The sequence below is a fragment of the Leifsonia shinshuensis genome (assembly GCF_022606355.1).
Taxonomy (GTDB): domain Bacteria; phylum Actinomycetota; class Actinomycetes; order Actinomycetales; family Microbacteriaceae; genus Leifsonia; species Leifsonia shinshuensis_B.
In genome coordinates this window covers 690,800-713,740 of the sequence record NZ_JAHHZQ010000002.1, presented here as the reverse complement: position 1 = coordinate 713,740, position 22,941 = coordinate 690,800, and the positions used below count along the sequence as shown (strand labels likewise).

Genomic DNA, 22,941 nt, shown 5'->3' with positions numbered 1-22,941 from the left:
GGAATCCTTCTTTTCGAGTCCACTCTATTTTGAGTGCACTCAATAGAAGGGGCAAGCCCGTGGGTTTATTCCGCCACTCCAGCTAGCTCAGCAACTCCTGGACCGCGCGCCCAGCGAATTCCGGGATGCAGAGCCCGGTGAGCAGCATCGGCTCGCGAACGGCGCTCGGCATCCACTCGGTGCCGAAGATGATCGCGGCCGCGGCGCCGGCCAGGGCGGGCAGGCTGGCCCCGTTGCGTGGCTGGGCGAGGGCACCGAGCAGAAGGTCATCGGGTGTCGAGGCGACGGAGACGTGGGCGAGGAGGAATCCCAGGGTTTCCGGCGCGGCGATCGGGTAGCTGTAGATCCAGTCGCCGACTTCTACACTCAGTCGCCGTGCTCGCTCCAGCGCCCCCTGGGTCCCTCCCGCCACAGCCAGTGACGCCTCAGCGACCCGGCGGCTCCAGGTTCCTTCGGGGAGAGTCTCGGCAGCCAGCAATGCGGCGTCGAGGGGTGCCGCTCCGTCACGAAGCGCTGAGAACAGGCGGGCTGTAGCTCGAGCACACCACAGACCGTCCAGTGAGTGAGTGATCTCCGCGTCGGCGACGGCCGCCTCGATCGCAGCGTCGGCGTCATCGGCGTACTCTCCCACCGCGGCGAGCGACCGGATCATTGCGATGTCGTCGAAGTAGTGAGCGTTGTCGTGACCCGACTGTGGCGGTTCTGCACCGTTGCGCAGATTGGTGAGCGCCAGTCGCGTGCCGATGCGCGAGCGGATGGGCGGATCGAGGTGGGCAAGCGTCTTCCATGCCTCGATCCGCATCCTCGGATCACCGGAGAGGCGGACCCGGCGGTGCTGCACGGCGGAGAACGTGAACCACTCCAGGCCGTCACCGGGGCCCGGATGCAGGGCGGCTGGCGGTGTCGCGTGAGCGAACGGTCGGGGCACGACGGTCGTCCGTGTCTCGTCAGCAAGCCGGGACAGGATGCGCAGCCTGTTGACTCGCTTGGGCGGCAACGCATAAATGCGGAAGTCTGCGTTCAATGCGGAGGCAGATTCGCCGGCTGCGATCCCCTGGCCGAGCAGAACGGTCACGGAGGGAGTGCTGGTGGTCAGGTCTGTGGGTGTCATCGGTCGGTGCTTTCGATCAGGCGGACGAGATCTTCTGCCGCGTCGAGGGGATGGATGCCGGCGACCGAGCGAATGCACGATCCTTCAACGGGCCGCAGACCAGCGAGCCAGTCGGCCGGGAACGATTCTGCGCCCGAGATCGCCCCGGCGACGCAACCCGCGATAGCGGCAGTCGTGTCGGCATCGCGGCCCATGTTGACGGCGAAGAGCATCGACTCGGCGAAACGGCCCTTGCCCTGTAGTACTGCAGCCATCGCCAGTGCCACGGCCTCCGGAGCGAGGTCGGCCCAGAAGTAGTCCACGACGGCGAGTCGGTCGTGAAGGGCGACGGCGAGCTCATCGGGATCGAGGCCGAGAGAGACGAGCGCGCGGGCGTCTCGCAAGTTGCGGGCCGTCCACGAGTCTTCTGGTATGGCGTCCAGGCCTGAAGCGAAGCATTCGTCGGCATCGGCGCCGGTCATCGCCGTCGTCACAGCGACGGCCACGACGATGCCTGCGAGGATCCCCTCACCCGCGTGGCTGACCATTCCGTCCTCCGTCGCCAGGTGACGCGCAAGCGCGACATCCCCGTTCGCCACGATACCCAGGGGTGCGACGCGCATGGCGAGCCCGTCGCTCCAGGCATGCACGTGGTCACCGCTCAGGGGCGGCTGGATGCCGCGGCGAAGGTTGTCGATGGCGGCCATCTCGCTGAAGCCGCCGCCCTTGAAGTCGTCTGCCTGGGGGAGGACGTCGTCGATCCAGGTCTGGGCGAAGTCCGCACGCGTCGCACCGAGGCCGACCCGGTGGACCGTTTTAGCCGTGAGCAGGGCATACTCGGTGTCGTCGCTTCCTGCGGGCTCGGCTTCGAGGTAGCCCTCGACCCGGCCGTAGCGTTCTTGGATCTGGGTGGCAGACAGCCCTTCCACCGGTCGGCCGACGGCATCGCCGATGGCGAGTCCGGCGATGGAGCCACGCGCCCGATCGCGGATCGTGGGCGGAGGTGTGTCAGACATGGCTGGCTGCTTTCTCAGTTCTGTTCGGTCGGTGGAGAGAGGCACCCGGATCACGAGCGAACGCCGTGCGGTACGAGAGCGGAGGTGCGAGCGGCGAGCGCGTCGATGGCGACGCCATTCATTCCGGGCAGACTCGTCGCGATGCGATTACGCAGCGGCGCTGTCCATCGATCCGCGATGCCCGCCCGGCCACGGAGAGCACCGATCACGGAGCCGACGGTTGCGCCGGCTGAGTCGGTGTCCCATCCGGGAAGCACGGCGGCGGGTGCCGCGATGTCGAAGTCTCCGCCGCTCTTGGCGAGCGCGTAAGCGATCACGGCGGCGTTGTTCACCGTGTGCACCCAGTGCAGGCCGCCGAAGTCACGGTGGAGTTGGTCCAGCTCTTCCTCCAGCGGCAGTCCGGCTCGGCCGATGGCGACGCCGCGGACTACCGCCCGCGCGAGGTCGCTGTCGGCGGGGACGACAGACAACGAAGCGTCGAGCACCTCGTCGACGGTCTGAGAGACGAGCGCAGCCGAGGTCAGTGCAGCCGACCAGAGCTCGCCCCACACACCGTTGCCGGTGTGGCTCAGGCGCGCGTCGACCCAGGCCATGCGGGCGGCTTCGCGCACGTCACCCGGGTTGACCCAGCCGAAGACGTCGCCGCGGATCAGTGCCCCGATCCATTCGCGGAACGGGTTCCTGATCTGCGCGCACGCAACGGGATCGTTGCCGTCGAGGAGGTTGCGGTACGCGATACGCTCGGCCGTGAAGACGCGGCCCGCCGGCAGGTTCGTCAGCCAGAGCTGGGCGACGTCGTCCGTGGTGAAGTCGCGGCCTCTCGTCTCCAGAAGCTCCAGGTTGAGGATCGGATAGTTGAGATCGTCGTCCTCCGGCATTCCGTCGATGTTCTCCACGAGCGAGGTCGGCCCTGACGCTTTGTTCCACGGCCAGACTCGGGCCACTTCCGGGTCGAGGCCGTTCGCGGTGAAGTAGTCGGTGAGTGGCCAACGCCCGGTCGAGCGAAGGAGGGCCTCGATCCCTTCCCTCGGGATCTTCTCGACGGGCTTTCCCAGGAGGCACGCGGCCGAACGGCCTAACCAGGCCCCATGGATCCGATCGTCCAGATCCGCGCCCGGGGGCGCCAGCTGGACGGGAGCGGGCAGCAGTTCCAGCACGCCCTCCCAGCTCTGGGGGCTGACCCGCGCGCCAGGGAGCGCGTCGAGGCGGTCGAGCAACACACGGGCGAGGACACGCAGCTGCTCCGGCGCCCGCTCGGGCGAAGCGCCGCCGCGTGGCGGCGTGGTCGCTCCCCCTGCAGCGCTCCACTCGTCCGCTATCGCTTCGACATCGCGACCCTCTGCACGCGACTGCACGAGTTCGTGGGGAACCAGATCCTCGGGCTGCGCCCAGGTGAGCCTCATCGGAGTGCCCCGGTCGCGACCCCGAGTCCCTCGATGACGGCGATATCCGCACGCGCCCGCTCGATGTCCGACTGCTGGATCTCCTCCGCGACGTCGGCCAGGCGGTCCGCGTACTCACCGAAGTCCACCCGGCTGGCCTCGGCGATGACGTCGAGCCAGTCGATTGCGACAGCCTCCCAACCGCCGAGTCCTCCGGCCAGTGAGCCGACCATGCTTGCGATCGAGTCGGAGTCTCGACCATAGTTCACCGCCGCGAGGATCGACCTTCGGAAGTCCCCGTCGTACGCGATCAGCAATCCGAGCGCGATGGGAAGCTCCTCGATGGACTTCGTACGTGACGGAAGCCGCGCGTCCATGTTCGGTTCGCGATAGGCCTCACCCACCGTGTCGTACGGCCTGACGGCATCCCGGAGCGCCGCGATGATCTCGTCATCGGTGGCGGACTCGGGCAACGCCATCGCTGCAGCTGTGACCGCCTCGATGGCCGCCTTGGACCCGTCGTGGGCGTACCGCAATGATGCTTCGATCACGGATGCCACGGTGGCACCCGGTGCGACGGCGGCCGCTACGGCCGCCGCGAAGATCCCGGCTGCCTCCCGACCGTAGCTCGCCTGGTGAGCCCCGGCGATGTCGATCGCCTCCGCGTACGCACGCCGCGGGTTGCCGGCGTTGACGATGCCGACCGGTGCCATGTACATCGCGGCCCCACAGTTGATCGCATTTCCGACGCCGGCTTCTCGTGGATCGATGTGGCCGTATTGGAGGCGCGTCACCAACCACTTCTCCGCCAGGAAGACCCGGTGAAGGAGAATCGTCTCGCGCTCCAGTTCTGGAATCCAGCGGACTTCGGTCTGCAGCAGCGGAACCAGTGTCTCGGCGATCGCGAATGCGTCCAGGTGGTCTCGATGCTTGGCGTAGACCTGGATGAGCGCTTGGACCATCAGGGTGTCGTCCGTGATGTGTCCATCGCCCTTGTGATACGGGCTGACCAGACGCGCCGTCTGCCAATCGGCGTGGTACGGCGGGACGACACCGTTGATCGGGCCCCCGTACCGCTCCTTGATCGCCTCGGCGCTGAAGCCCTCCGCTGCGCCACCGAGGGCGTCGCCGATGGCCGAGCCGGCCAATACCGCTGCTGTGCGTTCCCGCAGCCAGTTCATCTCACTCGCTTTCGTTGTTCCGTCGCCGTCCGCCACTACTGGTTGAGCTGAGTCCAGCCGTCGACGAGCTGCTTGCTGAGCTGGTCGGACGTGATCTGCCCGGCCAGGAACTGCTGGTAGCCCGGGGTGGCGATGGTGGTCTTCCAGTTGCTGTACTTCGTCAGGTTGTTGAAGGCCGGGGTCACGAGGTTCTTTCCGGAGGCGAGAACCTGCGCCCAGCCGTTCTTGCCCGCCGTCAGCTTCGAGAGCGCAGCGAGACCGGACGTGGTGGGCGGCACCTGGCCGTCGGCGAGGTTGATCTTGGCGAGGTTCTCGCCCTTCAGGTAGAAGTTGACGAAGTCGGCGGCGGCCTGGACGTTCTTCGACTTCGCGTTCACCGAGAGGGTGATCGGCGCGGCGAGCTGGGACGCGCTCTTGCTGCCTTCGAGGGCGGGGAGGACCGCCCAGTCGAAGCCGGCCGGGGCCTCGGACTCGATGTTCGCGATCTGGTACGAACCGGCAACGGTCATCGCCGCCTTTCCGCCGTAGAACGTGGCGAGCACATCCGAGCTCGACTGCGTCACCCCTGTCGGGTCGACATATCCGCTCTTGATCATCGACTGAACGCGCTCGGGCACCTGAAGCTCAGCGTTGCCGAACACGGCCTTGGAATCGCTGCCTCCGCCGGTGAAGTATTTGGCACCGAACCCGGTGCCGAGGTAGGCGAACACCGAGGTCGGACTCTTCAGACCCCAGGTCAGGCCGCGCACACCATCCTTGGTGGTCTGCTTGGCGATGTTCTCGAACGTGTCCCAGGTCATCGTGTTGCCCGTCGGGATGGATACACCGCTCTGCTCGAGGAGCTTCTTGTTGGCGAACACGACGTAGGTCTGCACCTCGGTCGGTGCGGCGATCAGCTTGCCGCCTGCGGTCAGCGACTTCTTCGCCGCAGGGTCGATGTCGCTGAGGGTTCCGGAGGGGAGCAGTTTGCTCAAGTCGGCCAGGTAGCCGGCGAAAGGCAGGATGTCGCTGGGAGCATCGTTCTGGATGATGTCGGGGGCGACACCGCCGGAGAACTGGGTGGTGAGTTTGTCCTGAAGGTTGTCGGCCGGCGCCTGGACGAGATTGACGTGCACGTCCGGATTGGCCTTGTTCCAGTCGGCGACGATGGCCTTGGTCGCGGCGATAGCTGCCGGCTGGTTGTTGAAGTACTGATAGGTGAGCGTCGTCTTGCCGCCGGCGGTTGCCGGGCTCGAGGGGCTCGAGCAGGCGCTCAGGGTGATCAGGGTCGCGGCCGCGGCAACGGCGGCGATGGTGTGGCGAAGCTTCATTACTTCGCTCCTTTCAGTTCGGTTCGGTTCGGTTCGTGAAGTGGGGTGTGGGGACATTCGAGAGTGGGCGGGTGGATTGGGGGCCTTCGTCAGCCTTTGACGGCGCCCGCTAGCAGTCCTCCTGTCAGGCGTCGCTGGAGGATGGCGAACACGACCACGCTGGGGATGCTCGCGATGAGCGCTCCAGCCGCGAGCGGTCCGATTCGGGACAGGCCCTCTCCGTTGGAGAAAGTGCTCAGCGCGACGGAGAGCGTGAAGTTCTCCGGCGACTGAAGCAGGACGAGGGCGAAGAAGAACTCGTTGTAGGCGGCCACGAAGGTGAAGATCGCTGTTGCGACAAGCCCGGGCCGGAGCAGAGGGAACACGATGCGGGCGAGCACCTGCAGCTTTGTTGCGCCGTCCGTCGCGCCGGCCTCTTCGACATCGACGGGGATCGCCGCCACAAAGCCTTGGAGCATCCAGAGCGAGAACGGCAGCGTGTAGACGACGTAGACGAGGACCAGCCCGGCGAGCGAATCGATGAGCCCGATCGTGCGCAGAATGAAGAACAGCGGCAGCAGGAACAGCGCCACCGGCACGATCTGGCTGACCAGGATCCAGCCGGACCCCATCGCGCGGATCTTTCCCCGATAGCGGGCGAGAACGTAAGCGCCGGGCACCGAGATCACGACGACGATCACCGTGGTCGCCACCGAGACGATGATGCTGTTGAGTGCGGCGCGGACCAGTCCCTGGGCTTCGAAGGCGTCTGTGAAATTCTCGAGGGTGGGCTGCGACGGGACGAGGTTCACAGCGAGGGAGTTGAGTTCGCTCGACGACTTGAACGCGGTTGAGATCAGCCAGAGGAAGGGGAACCCGAGGAAGAGCAGGAATCCCGCGAGCGCGATGTACTGGAGGGTGCGGATGACGATCCGTCGTGTTCTCACGCGGCGGCCCCCTTTCGGAATTGACGCAGGAGGAAGAGGGAGAGCACCAGCAGCAGGAAGATGACGATCACATCGGTCATCGCCGCCGCCATCCCCGTGTTGCCGTTTCGGAACGCCTCGATGTAGACGAACAGCATCGGCAGGAGCGTCTTGCCGCCGGGGCCGCCCTCGGTCATCACATAGACGATGCCGAAGGAGTTGAAGTTCCAGATGAAGCTCAGCGACACGATCGAGATGATGATGGGTCGGAGCGCCGGCAGAGTCACGTGGATGAAGCGCGACCAAGCCCCGGCACCGTCGACGCGTGCAGCTTCCGTGAGCTCCACAGGTACTTGTTGCAGGCCGGCCAGGTAGCTGATCGTGTTCTGCGGCATCCCGGCCCATACGCCCACGAGGATCACGGCCGGCAGGGCGAGGGAGAAGTTCCCGAGCCAGTTGATATTCGGGCCACCGAGGTTTCGGATCAACCAGTCCAACGGCCCGTTGGTGGGCGAGTAGATCATCTGCCACATGATCGCGACGACGACGGGTGGCATCGCCCACGGGATGATGGCCAGGAACCGTGCGATCCCCCGGAACTTGAGGTCTGTGTTCAGCAGCAGTGCGAGGGCGAGCCCTCCCACGAACTGCAGGGCGGTCACCGAAATGGACCAGACGGCTCCGATGCCGAACGCGTTCCAGAATGCACCGTTTCGGAGCAGACGGACGAAGTTGTCGGCGCCCACGAAGTCCGGCGCTTCGGTGCTGATCAGTTGGGAATTGGTGAACGCGAGTGACACGCCGATGAGGAGCGGGATGACGCTCAAGATGATCACGGGAACGAGCGCAGGGAACGCCAGAGCGACAGCTTCGTTTCGCTGTCGCCGAGCGAGCGCAGACCGGTTGCGGGGACGCGATTTCGGGGTCGGGGTCGGCGTCGGCGTCTGTGCCGGCTCAGTCGGCGGCAGCAGGCGGGTGGCGGTCACGATCGTGTCTCCTTCTTCCCAGCCGGGTGGGTGGACTCGCGAACGATCAGTTCGGGCACGACCTCGATCGAACGCGGCTCGCAGGCCGGATTCTCGAACCGATCCATGAGGAGTCGAGCTGCCAGCCGGCCGCGTTCGGCCGACTGCAGGGACACGCTGGTCAGGGGCGGGTTGTAGACGGACGCGATCTCCGTGTCATCGATGCCCGTGATGGCGACGTCCTCGGGAACGCGAAGCCCCCTCCCGATCGCAGCGCTGATGGTTCCCACGCCGATCAGGTCATTGCCCGCGACGACCGCGTCGATCTGCATTCCAGCGGCAGCCAGGTGGTCGAAGAGCTCGACCGCGGCCGCTCGTCCGGCCGAGACCGTGAAGTCGTCCGCCGCGACCTGCCACTCCGGATGAACCTGGGCGCCGAGCCTGGCCATCGCCTCGTCGAACCCTCGACGCCGGGCGGCCCCGGGGTTCGTGTCGAGCGGACCGTTGATGAAGGCGATGCGACTGCGTCCGATGGCGACCAAGTGTTCCACCGCGTACCCGACAGCCGTCGACGAGTCGATGCGGACGCTGTCGACATCGACTTTGCGATGCAGTGACCCGATGACGACCACCGGCACCACCGACTCCACGATCGCGCGCCGAAGATTCGGAGTCACACGAATCGGCGAGATGATCAGGCCATCACCGACGCCCATGTTGAGGCTGCGGACAAGTTCGGTGGTGTGTTCCGGGTCGCGGCCCGTGGCGACGACGCTCAGCCGAGGCCCGTCACTACCGAACTCATGCTCGATCGAGCGCAGCATCTGCACGTAGTTGGGGTTGCCGATATCGTCGACCGCGAAGACGACCTGGCGCGTGCCTCCGAGACGCAAGGATCGCGCCGTCGCGTCGGGCAAGTAACCGAGGCTCTTCGCCGCTCTCTTGACCTTGCGAACCATCTCGAGGCTCGCCGAATTGCCGGTGAGCGCTCGAGACGCTGAAGCGAGTGAAACGCCCGCCACCTCGGCGACCTGATGAAGCGTCGGTCTGGTTGGAGCGCTGCGTGTCACGGGTCCTTCTCCTCGTCGAAAAGTGATGAGAACGCATCCAATTTTGGAAACGTTTCCAAAAACGGCGGTTCGTGGGCAGAGAGAAGTTAGGTGCTCGTGACTGAGAAGTCAAGCGCGAGTTCGCCGACCCTGGACTGCGCCGACCGTGCATTCATCCAGGGGCCGGGATGAGGAAGGGGGATCTCCCAAACGGTGGGCAGCCGATGAGTTTGGCCAAAAACCATTGACCGGGTAGTCTGGGCGGCAGTCCTGCATCCCAGTGATTTACTGGGATTCCGGGCCGCGCGAGTGTAGTTCAATGGTAGAACTTCAGCTTCCCAAGCTGATAGCGCGGGTTCGATTCCCGTCACTCGCTCCGTTTGCCGCTTCTTGGGCCAATATCGTTTCTCGCGCAACGTGAGACATTTCTCTCCGACGTGAGACCACCTGCTGGTTGTCGTCGACTCGGCGTCCGCACTGCTGGCGCTCGCCAAGTGACGCTAGGAGGCGTCCTGACGCCCGGTTTCCAGGGGCGCGCGGTCCGCCGGGAGAAAGTCTTGTGCCGGAATGACTTTGCGTTGGCCTGCACCGCCAAGTGTGATCCACACGCGGTCGTCTACGTTGCCGAAAATGCCAACGGTGGTTTGGAGGCCGCCGTCGATCGCACTCAGTTCGTCTCTGATCTTTTCAGCCGACTCCGCCGTTCGTGGGAACAGGAATACAGCAGACCCCATCTCCGCGTCGACGCAGATCCACCGGTAGTCACCGTCTGGACTCTGTGCGAAGCCGTCGTCGTCCGCGGTCGAGCGTGCAAGCTGCGGTACCTCGGTGAGCAGTCGACGAACCACGTGGTCGATCTCGAATGGCCCGAAGATGACCCATGAAGTCATGGTGCTGTTCATCCGCTCGGTGAGCATTGCAGAGAGCGAACGCTGATCCAGCGCAATACGGGGGACGGGGCGAAACTGTTCAGGCGGCGTAGCGCTCCCCTCAAACGTGACCTTCTCGCTTGTGGCGCTAGCAGCCGGCGTTGATGCGATTCCGACGGCGGGCGGCCTCATCACGGCCTGTACCGCCCGCACTAGCCGCTCGATCTGACGTAACTTACCGGGGCCGAACAGATCAACTCTTTGAATCGTGGTGTCAAGCCTGCGCCCACCGCCCAGATCGAATGCTGGAATCGCGCAGTTGTCGAACCGGACGGTGAATAGCCAGGAGCTGTTCGGCCGCCGCTGCCGGTATTCCTCGACCGCTACTGTGAGCTCTTCGTACTGGTAAGAGTGGGCGCGCGATTCGGCCACGGAAGAGAAACAGGCTATAAAGGCAAGGCTGTCCGACTTGATTGCGGATCTGATCTTCGCCTCCCAATCGTCGCCCGGCCAAAGGTCTTCAGTATCACGCCAAACCCGAATCCCTGCGCTCTCGAGCGCGTCTTGAAGTTCGTTCACCTCTTCGGTGTTTTCGTGCATGTAGGACAGGAACGCGTGACGCTCGGGAATCGACAGAGGCATGGCGCGAGTATGCCATGACGGATCGGCCCGCTACAGACCTTTCGCATGCATGATTCGACGTCGTGTTGCACAAGATGTTCCGGCAGCTGTCACCGGGTGGACGAGGCGTTCGGCTTGGTCCGGGCATCGGTCACAGCCGCAAGGATCGACTTCGCAACATCCTGCGGACACTCGTGCTCCCAGAATCGGAGAACCGTCCACCCGAGTTCGGTCATCAACTGGTTAGTCTCAGTGTCGCGAGCACGATTCCTCACGACTTTGTCGTCCCAGAAGCTCTGGTTGATGGCCGGTCGCTGATAGTGCTCTGGACAGCCATGTCAATAGCAGCCATCAATGAAATACGGCGATCTTCAAACCGGCGAAGGCGATGTCAATCGTTCGACGGGGCACCCACCATATGTCTTGGAGAATCAATCGCGGATCGATGCGCCCAGGTGGTCGAGCGTCCAACTCGTCGATCGGCGCTAGACTCGCTTCCCGAATTCCCCCACTTCGCGAGGAAGATCAAGGTCGCAGTGAATCGCTGTTCTAGCTCCGTCGCCGTCACGCTTTCGTGTTCAGCAAATGCGATTCGCCTCAGGGGAACCCATCATGGCGCTCGAATACCACCCGTGGCGGAACGGGCCGCTAGAACCGGATGAAGTCTTTCCCAGCGACACCCTCTTCTGGTGGAAGTGTCTGAGAGCCGGACATGAGCTGAGGTAGACCGTCCAACATCGTCGCCAGTCCGCTGGATGCACAGACTGCGGCAGAGTAGACCGAATTCTCATTTACCGAAACTGACGCGACCGCAGCGGCTTGCAAGGGTGTTCGACCGGGGCCGACCACCCCTTCTTTATTGAGCAACTGGATCCCCGACGTGATCGAGACGAAGTATCGCGACGGTGAGGAGAGTCGGGTCTCAAGAAGGTTGAGAGAAACCGATGGTCGCGAGCACCGGCGCTCTCCGACCGAGAATTTGATCTCATGTTGCGTGAGAAACGCCAGCCAGTTGGGGCATCGAGCGGGTCGCGCGACCTTCTACACCTCCACGCCAGACTCCCTCGACTTCCACCTGAGCCAGAAGATGGAGTCCATCCGAGCGTCCCCCGGCTTGGTGTTTCGGTTCTGCGCTCTCGCATTGCGGGCGGATACCTTTGCCGCCGCGATCGCGACCAACACGTTCATGTGTCGCCCTTCAGATCGCGGTGTAGCCGCCGTCGATCACGATCTGCTGCCCCGTGAGATAGCTCGACGCGTTCGATGCCAAGAACGTGACCAGGCCGGTCAGGTCCTGCGGCGTCGCCATGCGCCCCTGAGGAATGCGGGAGACCCAGTCCGCTTCGAGTTCCGGCTCGCGGTCGAGGATCTGCTGCGTCAGGTCGGTCAGAACATAGCCGGGGGCGATCGAGTTGACCCTGATGTCCGACGCTGCCCACTCGACGGCGAGGGACGTTGCGAGATGCGCCACCGCAGCCTTCGACGAGTTGTATGACGCCGCCCATTGCGGGACGTTGACGATTTCACCCGACATCGACGAGATCAGGATCGCGCTGCCGGGGAGATCGGAAGCGAGGAGACCGCGTCCGAACGCCTGCGCCGAGAAGAACGTGCCTGTCAGGTTGACATCGATCACCTTCCGCCAGGCCGCCGCGGGGACGTCGATCGAATCGCCATTGATCTCGATCCCGGCCGCGGTGAGCAGCACCTGCGGGACGCTCAACCGCTCGGCGACCGTGTCGAAGGCCGCGTTCGTCGCGTCCTGGTCGGTGACGTCCAAGCGCTGTCCGTAGGTGCGGACGCCGTAGTCGTCAGAGATCTTCCGTGCCGACTCCTCGACCGTGTCGAGAAGGTCCAGGAGCGCGATGTCGGCACCTTCCGCGGCGAGCGACCGGGCGACGGCGTAGCCGATCCCGCGTGCTCCACCTGTGATGACGGCGGTCTTGCCGGAGAGGTTCGTGTCCATGTGTGATTCCTTCGTTGGTTATCGGTGGTGGTCAGTGTTCTGCGGTCATGCGGGCGTCGTCCCAGCCGGTACGGGCCGCCGCGATGAAGTACCCGGCCGCGACGAGCGGGTCTTGAGCAGTGAGGACACCGCTCGTCGAGCCGGTACCGTCGGCGCCGGCCGCCATGATCCCGCGGGCGATGAGCGGTGAAGAGACGCCTCCGGCGTGCATCGCGAGCACGCGCGCGTCGACGCGGTGCATCTCCTCTGTGAGCGGCCGCACCCAGTCACGCTCGACTCCGCCGATCGTTCCGATGAGATCCGGCGGCTCGATCAGCACGGCGGACGGCGCCAGAGCGGTGAAGGCCAAAGCAGCGCTCGCCGTTCCCGCGCACACGATCGTGTCCAGGCCGACCTCGTGCGCGCGATCGACCGTCGCGGCCACCGTCGCGGAGTCCAATGGGTCGGCGTCGTGATTGAGCATCACACCGGCCGCGCCCGCGTCGAGCAGCCCCTCGGCGGTGACCCGGCCGAATGACGCCCCGAGCCGGTCCGTGTCCATGCTCTGACCGAAGACGAGAACACCGGTGTCGAGTTCGGCGATGGGTGCGACCATCACGTTCGGGACGGTGAGCACGACCGTGACGTCGAACTCCCGGCCGGCCGCGCCGGCTGCCCGGGCCAGGTCTTCCAGGTCTGGGCGACGCAGGAGGTTCTTCGGCCCGATCTCGAAGAAGGGCGCGGTCAACAGGGCGCTCATCGCTCCACGAGCTTCCGCAGCCGGTCGGCGGTGGCCGGGAGACTCACCGCCGGGTCGCCTTCAGTGGAGCACTCGAGGTTCAGGTAGCCGCTGTAGCCGACATCGTGCAGCGCGTCGAACACCGCGGGCCAGTCGAGATGACCATGACCGGGGAGCAGCCGATTGCTGTCGCCCAGGTGCACGTGGACGATGCGGTCCCCCGCTGCCCGCAGCGATCGGGCAGGATCTGCCTCCTCGATCGACATGTGGAAGAGGTCGGGCAGCAGACCTGCATTCGGGTGGGCGACTTCCTCGATGATCCGCAGGTTGTCCTCCACCCGGTTCAGGTAGCGGCTCTCGTACCGGTTGATCGGTTCGAGGAGGACACGCGCTTCGCTACCTTCCACAAGACCGAGCACCTCGCGGTAGAAGGCAACGAAGGCGTCGTGCTGGGCGGGGCTCAGCTGCTGGAAGGGGTCGAAGAGAGGCAATGGATCCTGCGCGCCGTACTCGAACTCGATCTCCGTCACGGCCCCGAGCTCGGCGCAGACCTCGGCGGTCTCGCGGTACATGTCCCGGCACCGAGCCCGGAGCTCCGGGTCGGCGGACATGGCGTTGCCGTACACGTCGTCCACCAGGACGAACTCGACAGGGCGGATACCTGTCCGGGCCTCGAGCGCGAACAGCTCGTCGCGCGCGGCGGCGCCCCACGTCTCGAGCGGCTGGAAGACCGCGATGGCGTCATAGCCCCAGTCCCTGAGCAGGTCGGCCTTGGCCGTCAATGTCTCACCAGGGACCATCGGGGATGAGCAGCACAACTTCATCGTTCGTTCTCCACTTTCTCGTCGTTCGTGATCAGCGCTCGAACAGCCGGCGCAGGTAGTCGCCGAAGCGCGCGTAGCGTTCGTCGCGCTGCGCGTTTCGGGACGGCACATACCGGAGGGGCGGTGGCGCCTCGATTCCAGCGTCCCGGAAGTCACTCACCGCCCCTTCGGCGGCGAGGGCGAGGACCGCCGCACCACGGCAGGTGGCCTCCAGTTCGCCCGGCACCACGACGTCCACACCGCAGACGTCCGCCTTCAGCTGGTTCCAGAACGGGGACGCGGCGCCTCCCCCGGTGGAGACGATCTCCTGCGGTGCGTCACCGTCGAAGTACTCGACATTGCGTCGGAGCAGGTGCGCGATCCCCTCTTCGACGGCGTACGCCAGATCGACGCGGTCGTGACCGAGATCGAGCTCCAGGAAAGCGCCCTTGGCGTGCGGGAAGTAGTCGGGAGGGTTGACGCCGGTCAGGTACGGCAGGAACATCGGCGGGTTCCGGTAGTCCCGCGATGCGAGCAGGCTCTCCAGCTCGGAGTAGGGCATCCCGCCGAGGCCCTGGACGCGGAACCAGTCGAGCGCCGCTCCTCCGCCGTCGACGCCGTTGAAGAGCACCGTGTCGCCCGGCCCGAGGCCCGCGTGGAAGGACACCTTGCGCTCGGGGTCGAAACGCCAGTCGCTCGCGAGGGCGGAGAGCGACAGCACCGTGCCCGCCGACTCGCTGACGCTGCCGTGAACATACGACCCGGTTCCGACCATCGCGCAGAAGTGGTCCAGGCCGCCGATGTTGACCCGGTACCGCACGGCCGGCGGAAGACGCTCGGCGACCTCCTCCAGGACGGCACCCAGGTCGGTCCCGGCGGCGACGACCGGTGGGAGGCTGCCGGCGGGCACCGCGCAGAAGTCGACCATCGCATCCCAGTACGAGCCGTTCCGGACATCCCAGAGGTAGGAGAAGCCGCGGGTGGAGACGTCACCGGCGAACGCACCGGTCAGCCGGTAGGCGACGTAGTCCTTGACCATGAGGACGGACCGGGTGGCAGCCAGGGTCTCCGGCTCGTGCCGGCGCAGCCAGCGGAGTTTCGCCGCCGGCCAGGTCGCGGTGGGGAACGGCTCTCCCGTCACGGCGAAGGCCGCGTCGGCGCCGAAGCGCTCGTCCAGTTCGGAGGCCTCCGCGACCGCCCTGTCGTCCAGCCACGACAGCCCGGGGCGGATCGGTTCGCCGTCGCGATCCAGGAGCACCAGGGACTCGGCCTGTCCGGTCAGGGCGATCACCGCGTCGTCGCGGCCGGCGGCATCGGCCGCCACCGCACATCGGCCGATGAGCTCGATCACCGTGTCGAAGAGCTGCACCGGGTCGAACTCCACGCGCACGCCTTCCCGCGTGTACACGGCGGGCGCGGAGGCTGTGGCCAGCCGCCGGAGTCCTCCGTCATACAGCACGACCTTGAGGTTGGTCGTGCCGATATCGACCGCGTAGACGAGCATCGTCAGACCGCGACGAGCTGGAAGTGGACCGTGCGCGTGCGGGCCCGCACCGAGTCGAGGTCGCCGAAGTACACCCGGCCGAACTCGCCGAGCACGAGGCGGCCGGCGACGATCGGGATGGTCTCCGAGCGCCCGAGGATGGACGAGATGATGTGGCCGTCCGTGTTCAGTCCCCACTCCGGAAGCTCGTCGCGCAGCTCGCCCGCGTTGCGGATGTGGATGGGGCCGGGGTGCAGGTACTGGCCCTCGTGACGCGTCGGCGGTGCGATCTTCGCGAAGACGTTGAGCGTGTCCTGGAGCAGAAGCTGAGTGCCGTAATAGGTCGTGTCCTCGGACTCCTCCTGGAGGATCACACAGCAGCTCGTGTGGGGCGAGTAGACCACGACGATGCCGTCGCCCACACCCTCGGCCGCGACGAAGTCCTCCAGCTGCGCGGTGACGTCGAAGAACTCCTGCCGAGCGGGGGTCTCCACCGTGATCGATCGACTCTGACTGCGCATGCTTCTACCTGCTCCCGTTCGTGCGGCGACTAGAGCCTCAGTCTGCGATCGCACGCCATCCCGGCGGAAACTGCTAGTTACAATGACCACATAACGGGGGCTTATCAATCGAAAGGGTGACGTGAGGTCCTTCCCGGACGTGAATCTGAGATCGCTTCGCTACTTCGAGGCCCTCGGAACCGAGTTGAACTACCGGCGCGCCGCGGAGAAGCTCTTCATCACGCAGCCGGCACTGTCCGCGGCCATCCAGAACCTGGAGCGCGTCATCGGCGACCGCCTGTTCGATCGCGACACCCGCTCCGTCTCGCTCACAGCGACCGGTCGCGAGTGGCTGCCGCACGTGCGATCGGCGCTCGCGGGCGTCGATGCCGCGCTCGAAGCCGTCGCGCTCCTGGTGGACTACGGTCACGTCCGGCTCGGCTACCTCATCGGGACCGGCGCGGACCTGCTGTTCCAGTTGCTGGACGGCGTCGAAACCGTCTTCCCCGACATCACGGTCGAGACCATCGAGTACGACTTCTCGGACCCCACGGCGGGACTGGCGTCGGGCGCCACCGACATCGCCCTGCTCCGCCCGCCGGTCGACGTACCGGACATGCAGCTGGCGATCGTCGCCGAGGAGTCGTGGGTCGCGTGCCTCCCGCGCTCGCACCGTCTGGCCGCCCGGGAGGAGCTCCGGATCGAGGAGCTCCTCGACGAACCGATCGTGGTGGCACCGAAGTCCGCCGGGAGATGGCGCGAGTACTGGTACGCCGCCGACGCCCGCGGAGGGAAGGAACCGCAGATCGCCGCCGAGGCCGCCACCTACGAGGCGGAGGCGACCCTGGTCTCGCGCGGGGTCGGGCTGAGCTTCACGACGTCGTCGATGGTGCGGCTCTACGACCGCCCCGGCATCCAGTTCGTCCCGATCACCGATCGGCCGGTCAGCTACACGGCGATCGCCTGGCGCCCTGAACGCCTGACCACCCCGGCCCGCCGGTTGGTAGAGCACATGGTCAGCACGTCCCGGCCCGAGCCGCGGGACTGATCGGCTCGGCTTATCACTCCATAACGGCTCCAACCTTCCACCGAACGCACATCCTCGCTTCACTTACTGGAACGAACCCGCGGATCGTTTCCCCCTCGGCCAGCAAAGAAGCTAGGAGTAGCTCATGGTCAACTCGACCACCCCCGAAGAAGAAGAATCGCTGACCCCGCCCGCTCGGGTGGTCGGTGAGGACGAGGACGCCCGCCTAGAAGAGTTCGGCTACAAGCAGAAGCTCGACCGGTCGGTCGGCAAGATCGCCTCGTTCGCGATCGGGTTCTCGACGATCAGCGCGACCACCGCGGTATTCACCGGCTTCGCCGGCGGGTACCTCAATGCAGGCTCCCCCTTCATCTGGACCCTGTTCCTCGCGATTCCGGTGTTCCTGCTGTGGACGCTGATCGCCGCCGACGTCGCCGCGAAGATTCCCCTCGCCGGATACGCCTACCAGTGGACGAGCCGTCTCAACGGATCGACCTTCGGCTGGTTCACCGGCTACGCGGCGCTGATCGGCTGGGTGAGCGGGATGACGAGCCTCGGCTACATCTTCGCCGGGTATCTCGGCAGCGTCTTCGGCTGGACCCTCACGCAGCCCCAGCAGATCTTCATCGCCATCGCCGTCGTCGCGGTCTGCGTGCTGATCAACGCCTACCGGGTCAGGTTGGCGACGTTCATCAACAACATCGGCGTCGGCCTCGAGATCGTCGTGACGGTGGGTGTCACGCTCACCATCGCGGTCCTCCTGATCATCGTGCCCGACAATGCGCAGCCGTTCTCGTCGCTCTTCATCGGCAAGAGCCCCGACCAGGCGACTCCGTACATCCTCGCCTGGCTCTCCGCCTCCCTTGGCCCCTTCTTCGGGCTCGTGGGTGTCGAGGCCGTCGCCGACGTGGCGGAGGAGACGAAGAACGCCCGGCGCGTGATCCCCCGCACGATGTTCTACGCCTTTGCCGCCTCGTGCGTCATCGAGTTCCTGATGTATCTGGTCTACGTGCTGGCGATCAAGGACCCGTCGGTTCTGGCCAACTCGCCCGCTCCGATCGAGGAGATCATCCAGCAGCAACTCGGCCCGGTGTTCGCCCGGATCGTCGTCGCCATCGCCCTCACCAACATCCTGGTGTGCCTCCTCTCGAACGTTCTCGTCGGGACCCGGCTGCTCTACTCCCTGTCGCGGGACAACATGATGCCGTTCTCACGGGCACTGCGTCACGTCGCGCCCAAGCGGAAGACGCCCTCCACGGCCGTCATCACCCTCGGCGTGGTGTCGATCCTCCTGCTGCTCTCTGCTCTCATCAGTGTGCAGGCGTTCAACTACTTCCTCGGGATCGCGACCCTGGCCTTCTTCACCACCTACGTGCTGCAGACGATCGGCCTCTTGGTCGCCACCCTCCGCCATCGCATCCCAGCCGCGGAGCCGGGGACGTTCGACCTCGGCCGCGCGCGGCTCCCACTGCTCATCATCAGCCTGGTCGTCTTCCTGGCGGTCGAGTTCGCGCTCATCTTCCTGCCGGCCTTCGCCGGAAACGGATACGTCTTCGGCGGTATCGTGGCCCTGGCGGCCCTGTGGTGGCTGTTCGCGCTTCGCCGCCGGCTGAAGACCGGGCAGGCCGGACCGCACTTCGCCCGCAACCACCCCGACGAGGTCAGCCCGGCGACCTCCGAGATCGGCTAGAGGTATGCCGTGTCGCCGGCGAGAGCTGCGCTCCGTGCCGCTCTCGTCGGCTCTCCCGCTCCGAGGGCTCGAAGGACCGATTGATGACACAGATCACCACCCCGGCAACGCTCGTGCGTGACATTCCCTGGGACCAGGGCACGTGGCGCAATCCGCCCGCGTCCGTCGCGGACACGCCCACCGGAGGCCTTCGTGTCGAAGCCGTCCAAGGCAGCGATGCGTGGCAGAAGACGTCGTACGGGTTCGAGCGAGACTCCGAACACGGCCTGCTCCGACGTTTCGATCTCGACACGGCCGTGGAAGTGGAGTTCGTGGCCGACATGTCGCAGCAGTTCGATCAGGCCGGGGTGATCGTGCGCGTCGACGCAGACCACTGGGTCAAGGCCGGAACGGAATACGCGGACGGTGTCCTTCGCCTGTCGACCGTCGTCACGGATGCGTATTCAGACTGGTCCACGGCACCGGTGCCCGGGTGGCAGGACAAGAAGGTCACGATTCGGGCGAGTTGGGCTTCCGGGGCGCTCTCCGTCCGCGCCAAAGCAGAAGGCGAGGAGTTCGAACTCATCAGACTCGCGCCGTGGTCGCCTCACGGAGACGCCGTAGTCGTGGCAGGGCCCTACCTCTGCGCGCCCGAACGCGCGGGGTTCGTGGCCGAGTTCACCAAATGGAAGGTCGGGCCGCGCGACTCATCTCTGCACTAGCCGCGCCTCGGTGGGAGATGGTGCCAGGATGGTTGCGCGCTGCCGGGAGGGCCGGCGGCCGGCAGGCACCGTCCGGTCGGGCGGGGGACGGCGGGGAACACAGTGGGAGTGCGTGCACGCGGCTCGCGGCCGGGCCGGATCGCCCGGCTGCTCTCGATCGGTCTCGCGGTGGCCCTGTCGACGGTCGTCGCGACCGGCGGCGCGGCGAACGCGGACGTAGCGGACCGCGCACCCGCCGGCGCCCCCACCGGCGTCGACGACTTCACCTTCGCCAGCTTCGACGGGGACTATCGGCTCGGCCGTGACGCGCAGGGTCACTCGACGCTCACCACCGTCGAGACCCTGGTGGCCCGCTTTCCCACGACCGACCAGAACCACGGCATCCGGCGCGCGCTGGTGGAGGACTACGACGGGCATCCGACCGACCTGCAGGTCGTGTCGGTGACCGACCAGAACGGCTCCCCGCGGCCGTACACCAGTGAGTCCTCCAGCGGGATCCGCACCCTGACGATCGCCGCGAAAGACTTCGTGCACGGCGACCAGACCTACGTCATCACCTACCGGCAGACGAACGTCACGCGCTACTTCGCCGACACCGGCAACGACGAGTTCTACTGGGACACCAACGGCACCGAGTGGGCGCAGCCTTTCGACCGCGTCACCGCCGCCGTCTACCTCGGCCCCGGCCTGGCGGCGGCGCTCCGGGGCGACACGTCGGCCTACCGGGGCGCGCAAGGCTCGACCGACCCGGCGAACGTCGAGCGCACCGGTGACGGGTTCCGCTTCAGCGCTGACCGGCTCGGCGCGGGCGAGAACCTCACGTTCGCGATCGGCTTCGCGCCCGGCACCTTCACGCCGCGCTCCGATGGGCTGTTCGACACCGGCTGGGGCTACGCGGCCGTCGCCGGCCTGCTGATCGGCCTCTTGACCCTGATCGGCGCGATCGTCGTGCGAGTCCGCCTGCTGCGCGATGCCCCCGGCCGCGGCACGATCGTCCCCGAGTACGTGCCGCCGAAGGAGGGGCTGCTGCTCGCGGCCGACGTGGCGGGCCTCACCAAGAAGGCGGTGCCGGCGCAGACGCTCGACCTCGCCGTCTCGGGGCGGGTGCGGGTGCTGGAGGCGGCCAAGGGCTTCTTCGGCCACCCGTCGTACACGCTCGAGCTCGTTTCGACGGAGGCGACCGGGCGTCAGGCGCTCCGCGACCCGCACCCGACGGCGGATGAGCTCCGGTTCCTGCAGGCCCTGTTCGGAGAGTCGGTCACCCCCGGCAGCACGCTGGAGCTCGGTTCGTCCAACACCCGCGTCGCGCAAAGCATCACGGCGCTGACGAAGCGCGTGCACAAGGGTGCGACAGGGCTCGGCTACCGCACCAGCGGACCGCGCGGGCCGGTCAGCGCCGTGTTCTTCACCGCGCTGGCGGCGACGGTGCTCGCCGTCGCCGGCTCGGTGCTCTGCATCGTCGGCGTCTACGGAGGGGCGGTGCCGTTCGGCATCGCGGCCGGAGCGGTCGTGCTCTTCATCGTCAGCGCCGTCCTCGTTTCCCGCTCGCCGCTGACGAGCACGGGAACCGCGCTCCGCGAGTACGTGGACGGTCTGCGGATGTACGTGCACCTGGCGGAGGCCGACCGCATCCGCTACCTCCAGTCGCCGCAGGGCGCGGAGCGCGTGCCCGTCGCCGTGGACGATCCACGCGAGATGCTGAAGCTCAACGAACGGCTGCTCCCCTGGGCGGTGCTCTTCGGCGACGAGAAGAAGTGGCTGGCCGAGCTCGGCAGGTTCTACGAGCAGGCCGGCGAGGCACCGACCTGGTACGCAGGGCAGACCGCGTTCAACGTCGCCGTGCTCTCCCAGATGGTCAGCGGGATCTCCTCCAGCACGACCATGGCGAACAGCTCGTCGTCCGGCGGCACCGGAGGCGGCGGGTTCTCCGGCGGCGGAGGTGGAGGCGGCGGGGGCGGGGGCGTCTGAGGCGAGGCGCGGCGCGGCGCACGAGGAGGACGCGGCGCACCAGGAGGACGCGCTCCCGCGCCGGAGCCGGATCAGGCCGCGTCCGATCGCCCGAGCGCACTCGGGTCTCCGGTCGTGACAGGAACGAGGCGGTCTTCGAGGTACGCGCGGGAGAGGCGCGCCCGGAGCCGGTCCCAGGGATGCACCCTTCCACGCTCGTCCGGGTGGACGACGACGGAGGGCACCGTCCGCGGGCCGGCGAGCTGCGCTCTCTCCTCCGCAGGCACCGGCGCATGCACCTCCACATATTCGCCGCCGGGCAGGCGCACGATCCGGCCGGTCTCGTAGCCGTGCAGCAGCAGGCCCCTGTCCTTCTTCTGCAGCGCGAGGCAGACGCGCCGGGTGAGGAAGAACGCCGCGATCGGGCCGAGCACCAAGAGCGCCTGGAAGCCGTGCACAACCGTCTCCAGGCCGATGCTGAAGTGCGTGGCCACCAGGTCCGCGCTCCCAGCACCCCAGAGCGCGCCGTAGAACACGATTCCGGCGACGCCGAGCGCTGTGCGTGTCGGCTCGTTGCGCGGGCGGTCGAGCAGGGCGTCATCTCGTCCCGGGCCGCGCACCCACTGCTCGAAGAACGGGTAGACCGCGACGGCGAGCAGGAACACTCCCACGACCGCGAGCGGCACCAGGATCGCGAGGCTCCAGGTGCGGCCGAGCCACACGACCTCCCACCCGGGCGGCACCAGCCGGAGCGCGCCGTCGAGGAAGCCCGTGTACCAGTCCGGTTGACTGCCGGCCGACGCGTCGCCGGGCGACGACGGCCCGAACAGCCACACCGGAGCGACCGTGACCGTCGCCGCCACGAGCACGAGGAGGCCGGTGACGATCGCGAACAGGCCCCCCGCCCGCGCTGCGGCGTTCGGGTAGGCCGGCACGCCGACCTCGCCGGGGTAGCGCATCGGCGCCTGACGGGAGGCGATCCGGGCGCGCAGCCAGAGCAGCCCGATCAGGAGGGCGGGGACGACCGCGATGTGCACGGGGTAGAGGTTCTCGATGATCCGGCCGGGGAACTCGCCGCCGAAGAACAACCACGAGAGCCAGGTGCCGACGACGGGGATGCCCAGCAGGATGCCCTGGAAGATCCGCAGGCCGGTGCCGGAGAGCATGTCGTCCGGGAGGGCGTAGCCGCTCCAGCCTCCCGCCAGTGCGACGACCAGCAGCCCGAAGAGCACCAGCCACGAGCCGCGGCGGCGGCGGAAGGCGCCGGTGAAGAACGTGACCGCGAGCTGCATCAGGATCGCGGCGGGCAGCAGGAGCGCCGCCCAGTGGTGCGCCTGCCGCACGAGCAGACCGCCGGGGATGTCGAACGAGGTGTGCAGGATCGAGACGTAGGCGGCGGAAGCCTCCTGTCCCACGAGCGGGCTGTACGAGCCGTCGTAGGTGACGCGCCGGCTCGACGGGACGTACCAGAACATCAGCAGCAGCCCGGTGGCGAACAGCACGACGACGCACGCGAGCGCGACGACGCCGAACAGGTTCGACCAGTGCAGCGAGACGCGGCGCCCGGCGAGCTCGGCGCGCGCCGCGGCGAGCCGACGCCCGGCCCCGGAGTCCCGGGCCGCGCTCGAGATTCGATCCGTCAGTGTCTTGCCCACGGTCAGACCTCCTGTCCTCACTGACTAGGACCGGACAGGGGGTCGATCTGTGACATCAGACGG

20 protein-coding genes and 1 tRNA gene are annotated in these 22,941 nt (G+C 66.8%); 5 read left to right on the top strand and 16 right to left on the bottom strand.

What is annotated here, in order from left to right:
* Nucleotides 1–82 precede the first annotated feature (82 nt).
* From KNO15_RS10355 to KNO15_RS10320, 8 genes are all read right to left on the bottom strand, one after another.
* Nucleotides 83–1,075: an ADP-ribosylglycohydrolase family protein gene (locus KNO15_RS10355; protein WP_241703641.1), complete on the bottom strand. Its 993-nt coding sequence runs from the start codon at nt 1,073–1,075 to the stop codon at nt 83–85.
* A 32-nt stretch (nt 1,076–1,107) separates the two neighbouring features.
* A complete protein-coding gene (locus KNO15_RS10350; protein WP_241703640.1) occupies nt 1,108–2,106 on the bottom strand; it encodes an ADP-ribosylglycohydrolase family protein in 999 nt (332 codons plus the stop codon).
* A gap of 50 nt (nt 2,107–2,156) precedes the next feature.
* Nucleotides 2,157–3,509 carry an ADP-ribosylglycohydrolase family protein gene (locus tag KNO15_RS10345; RefSeq protein WP_241703639.1) on the bottom strand — a complete coding sequence of 451 codons (1,353 nt, stop codon included), beginning with the start codon at nt 3,507–3,509 and terminating at the stop codon, nt 2,157–2,159.
* Nucleotides 3,506–4,669, bottom strand: coding sequence for an ADP-ribosylglycohydrolase family protein (locus tag KNO15_RS10340; protein ID WP_241703638.1), 1,164 nt, complete (start codon nt 4,667–4,669; stop codon nt 3,506–3,508). The genes KNO15_RS10345 and KNO15_RS10340 overlap by 4 nt, the downstream gene beginning before the upstream one ends.
* A gap of 35 nt (nt 4,670–4,704) precedes the next feature.
* Nucleotides 4,705–5,979 (bottom strand): ABC transporter substrate-binding protein, encoded by a 1,275-nt coding sequence (locus KNO15_RS10335; protein ID WP_241703637.1) that lies wholly within the window; start codon nt 5,977–5,979, stop codon nt 4,705–4,707.
* A gap of 89 nt (nt 5,980–6,068) precedes the next feature.
* Nucleotides 6,069–6,905, bottom strand: a complete 837-nt coding sequence (locus tag KNO15_RS10330; RefSeq protein WP_241703636.1) for a carbohydrate ABC transporter permease — start codon at nt 6,903–6,905, stop codon at nt 6,069–6,071.
* The gene (locus tag KNO15_RS10325) at nt 6,902–7,870 is read right to left on the bottom strand and encodes a carbohydrate ABC transporter permease (protein WP_241703635.1); all 969 of its coding nucleotides are present in this window, start codon (nt 7,868–7,870) and stop codon (nt 6,902–6,904) included. Before KNO15_RS10325 ends, KNO15_RS10330 begins: the two co-directional genes overlap by 4 nt.
* On the bottom strand, nt 7,867–8,919 hold the full coding sequence (locus KNO15_RS10320) for a LacI family DNA-binding transcriptional regulator (RefSeq protein WP_308220434.1): 1,053 nt from the start codon (nt 8,917–8,919) through the stop codon (nt 7,867–7,869). The genes KNO15_RS10325 and KNO15_RS10320 overlap by 4 nt, the downstream gene beginning before the upstream one ends.
* A 284-nt stretch (nt 8,920–9,203) precedes the next feature.
* Between KNO15_RS10320 and KNO15_RS10315 the strand changes: the two genes are divergently transcribed.
* Nucleotides 9,204–9,274, top strand: a tRNA-Gly gene (locus tag KNO15_RS10315).
* A gap of 124 nt (nt 9,275–9,398) precedes the next feature.
* Here the strand turns inward: KNO15_RS10315 and KNO15_RS10310 are convergent.
* The 7 genes from KNO15_RS10310 to KNO15_RS10285 form a co-directional block, all read right to left on the bottom strand.
* Nucleotides 9,399–10,409, bottom strand: a complete 1,011-nt coding sequence (locus KNO15_RS10310; RefSeq protein ID WP_241703634.1) for a toll/interleukin-1 receptor domain-containing protein — start codon at nt 10,407–10,409, stop codon at nt 9,399–9,401.
* A gap of 89 nt (nt 10,410–10,498) precedes the next feature.
* A complete protein-coding gene (locus KNO15_RS23495) occupies nt 10,499–10,663 on the bottom strand; it encodes a DUF559 domain-containing protein (RefSeq protein WP_374113161.1) in 165 nt (54 codons plus the stop codon).
* A 923-nt stretch (nt 10,664–11,586) separates the two neighbouring features.
* Nucleotides 11,587–12,354, bottom strand: a complete 768-nt coding sequence (locus tag KNO15_RS10305) for an SDR family oxidoreductase (protein ID WP_241703633.1) — start codon at nt 12,352–12,354, stop codon at nt 11,587–11,589.
* Nucleotides 12,355–12,385: 31 nt separating this feature from the next.
* Nucleotides 12,386–13,093: a triose-phosphate isomerase gene (locus KNO15_RS10300; protein ID WP_241703632.1), complete on the bottom strand. Its 708-nt coding sequence runs from the start codon at nt 13,091–13,093 to the stop codon at nt 12,386–12,388.
* The gene (locus tag KNO15_RS10295) at nt 13,090–13,872 is read right to left on the bottom strand and encodes a sugar phosphate isomerase/epimerase family protein (protein WP_241703631.1); all 783 of its coding nucleotides are present in this window, start codon (nt 13,870–13,872) and stop codon (nt 13,090–13,092) included. The genes KNO15_RS10300 and KNO15_RS10295 overlap by 4 nt, the downstream gene beginning before the upstream one ends.
* A gap of 55 nt (nt 13,873–13,927) precedes the next feature.
* Nucleotides 13,928–15,379: an FGGY-family carbohydrate kinase gene (locus KNO15_RS10290; protein WP_241703630.1), complete on the bottom strand. Its 1,452-nt coding sequence runs from the start codon at nt 15,377–15,379 to the stop codon at nt 13,928–13,930.
* A 2-nt stretch (nt 15,380–15,381) separates the two neighbouring features.
* Nucleotides 15,382–15,879 (bottom strand): YjbQ family protein, encoded by a 498-nt coding sequence (locus tag KNO15_RS10285; RefSeq protein ID WP_241703629.1) that lies wholly within the window; start codon nt 15,877–15,879, stop codon nt 15,382–15,384.
* 139 nt (nt 15,880–16,018) lie between these two features.
* Between KNO15_RS10285 and KNO15_RS10280 the strand changes: the two genes are divergently transcribed.
* The 4 genes from KNO15_RS10280 to KNO15_RS10265 all read left to right on the top strand — a co-directional run bounded on the left by KNO15_RS10280 (nt 16,019) and on the right by KNO15_RS10265 (nt 21,244).
* Nucleotides 16,019–16,906, top strand: coding sequence for a LysR family transcriptional regulator (locus KNO15_RS10280; protein ID WP_241703628.1), 888 nt, complete (start codon nt 16,019–16,021; stop codon nt 16,904–16,906).
* Between the two features lie 124 nt (nt 16,907–17,030).
* Nucleotides 17,031–18,575, top strand: coding sequence for an APC family permease (locus KNO15_RS10275; RefSeq protein ID WP_241703627.1), 1,545 nt, complete (start codon nt 17,031–17,033; stop codon nt 18,573–18,575).
* Nucleotides 18,576–18,658: 83 nt separating this feature from the next.
* On the top strand, nt 18,659–19,276 hold the full coding sequence (locus KNO15_RS10270; RefSeq protein WP_241703626.1) for a DUF1349 domain-containing protein: 618 nt from the start codon (nt 18,659–18,661) through the stop codon (nt 19,274–19,276).
* Nucleotides 19,277–19,384: 108 nt separating this feature from the next.
* Nucleotides 19,385–21,244, top strand: a complete 1,860-nt coding sequence (locus KNO15_RS10265; RefSeq protein WP_241703625.1) for a DUF2207 domain-containing protein — start codon at nt 19,385–19,387, stop codon at nt 21,242–21,244.
* 71 nt (nt 21,245–21,315) lie between these two features.
* Here the strand turns inward: KNO15_RS10265 and KNO15_RS10260 are convergent, their stop codons facing one another.
* Complete coding sequence (locus KNO15_RS10260) at nt 21,316–22,878, bottom strand: cytochrome b (protein WP_241703624.1); 1,563 nt, start codon at nt 22,876–22,878, stop codon at nt 21,316–21,318.
* Between the last annotated feature and the right edge of the window lie 63 nt (nt 22,879–22,941).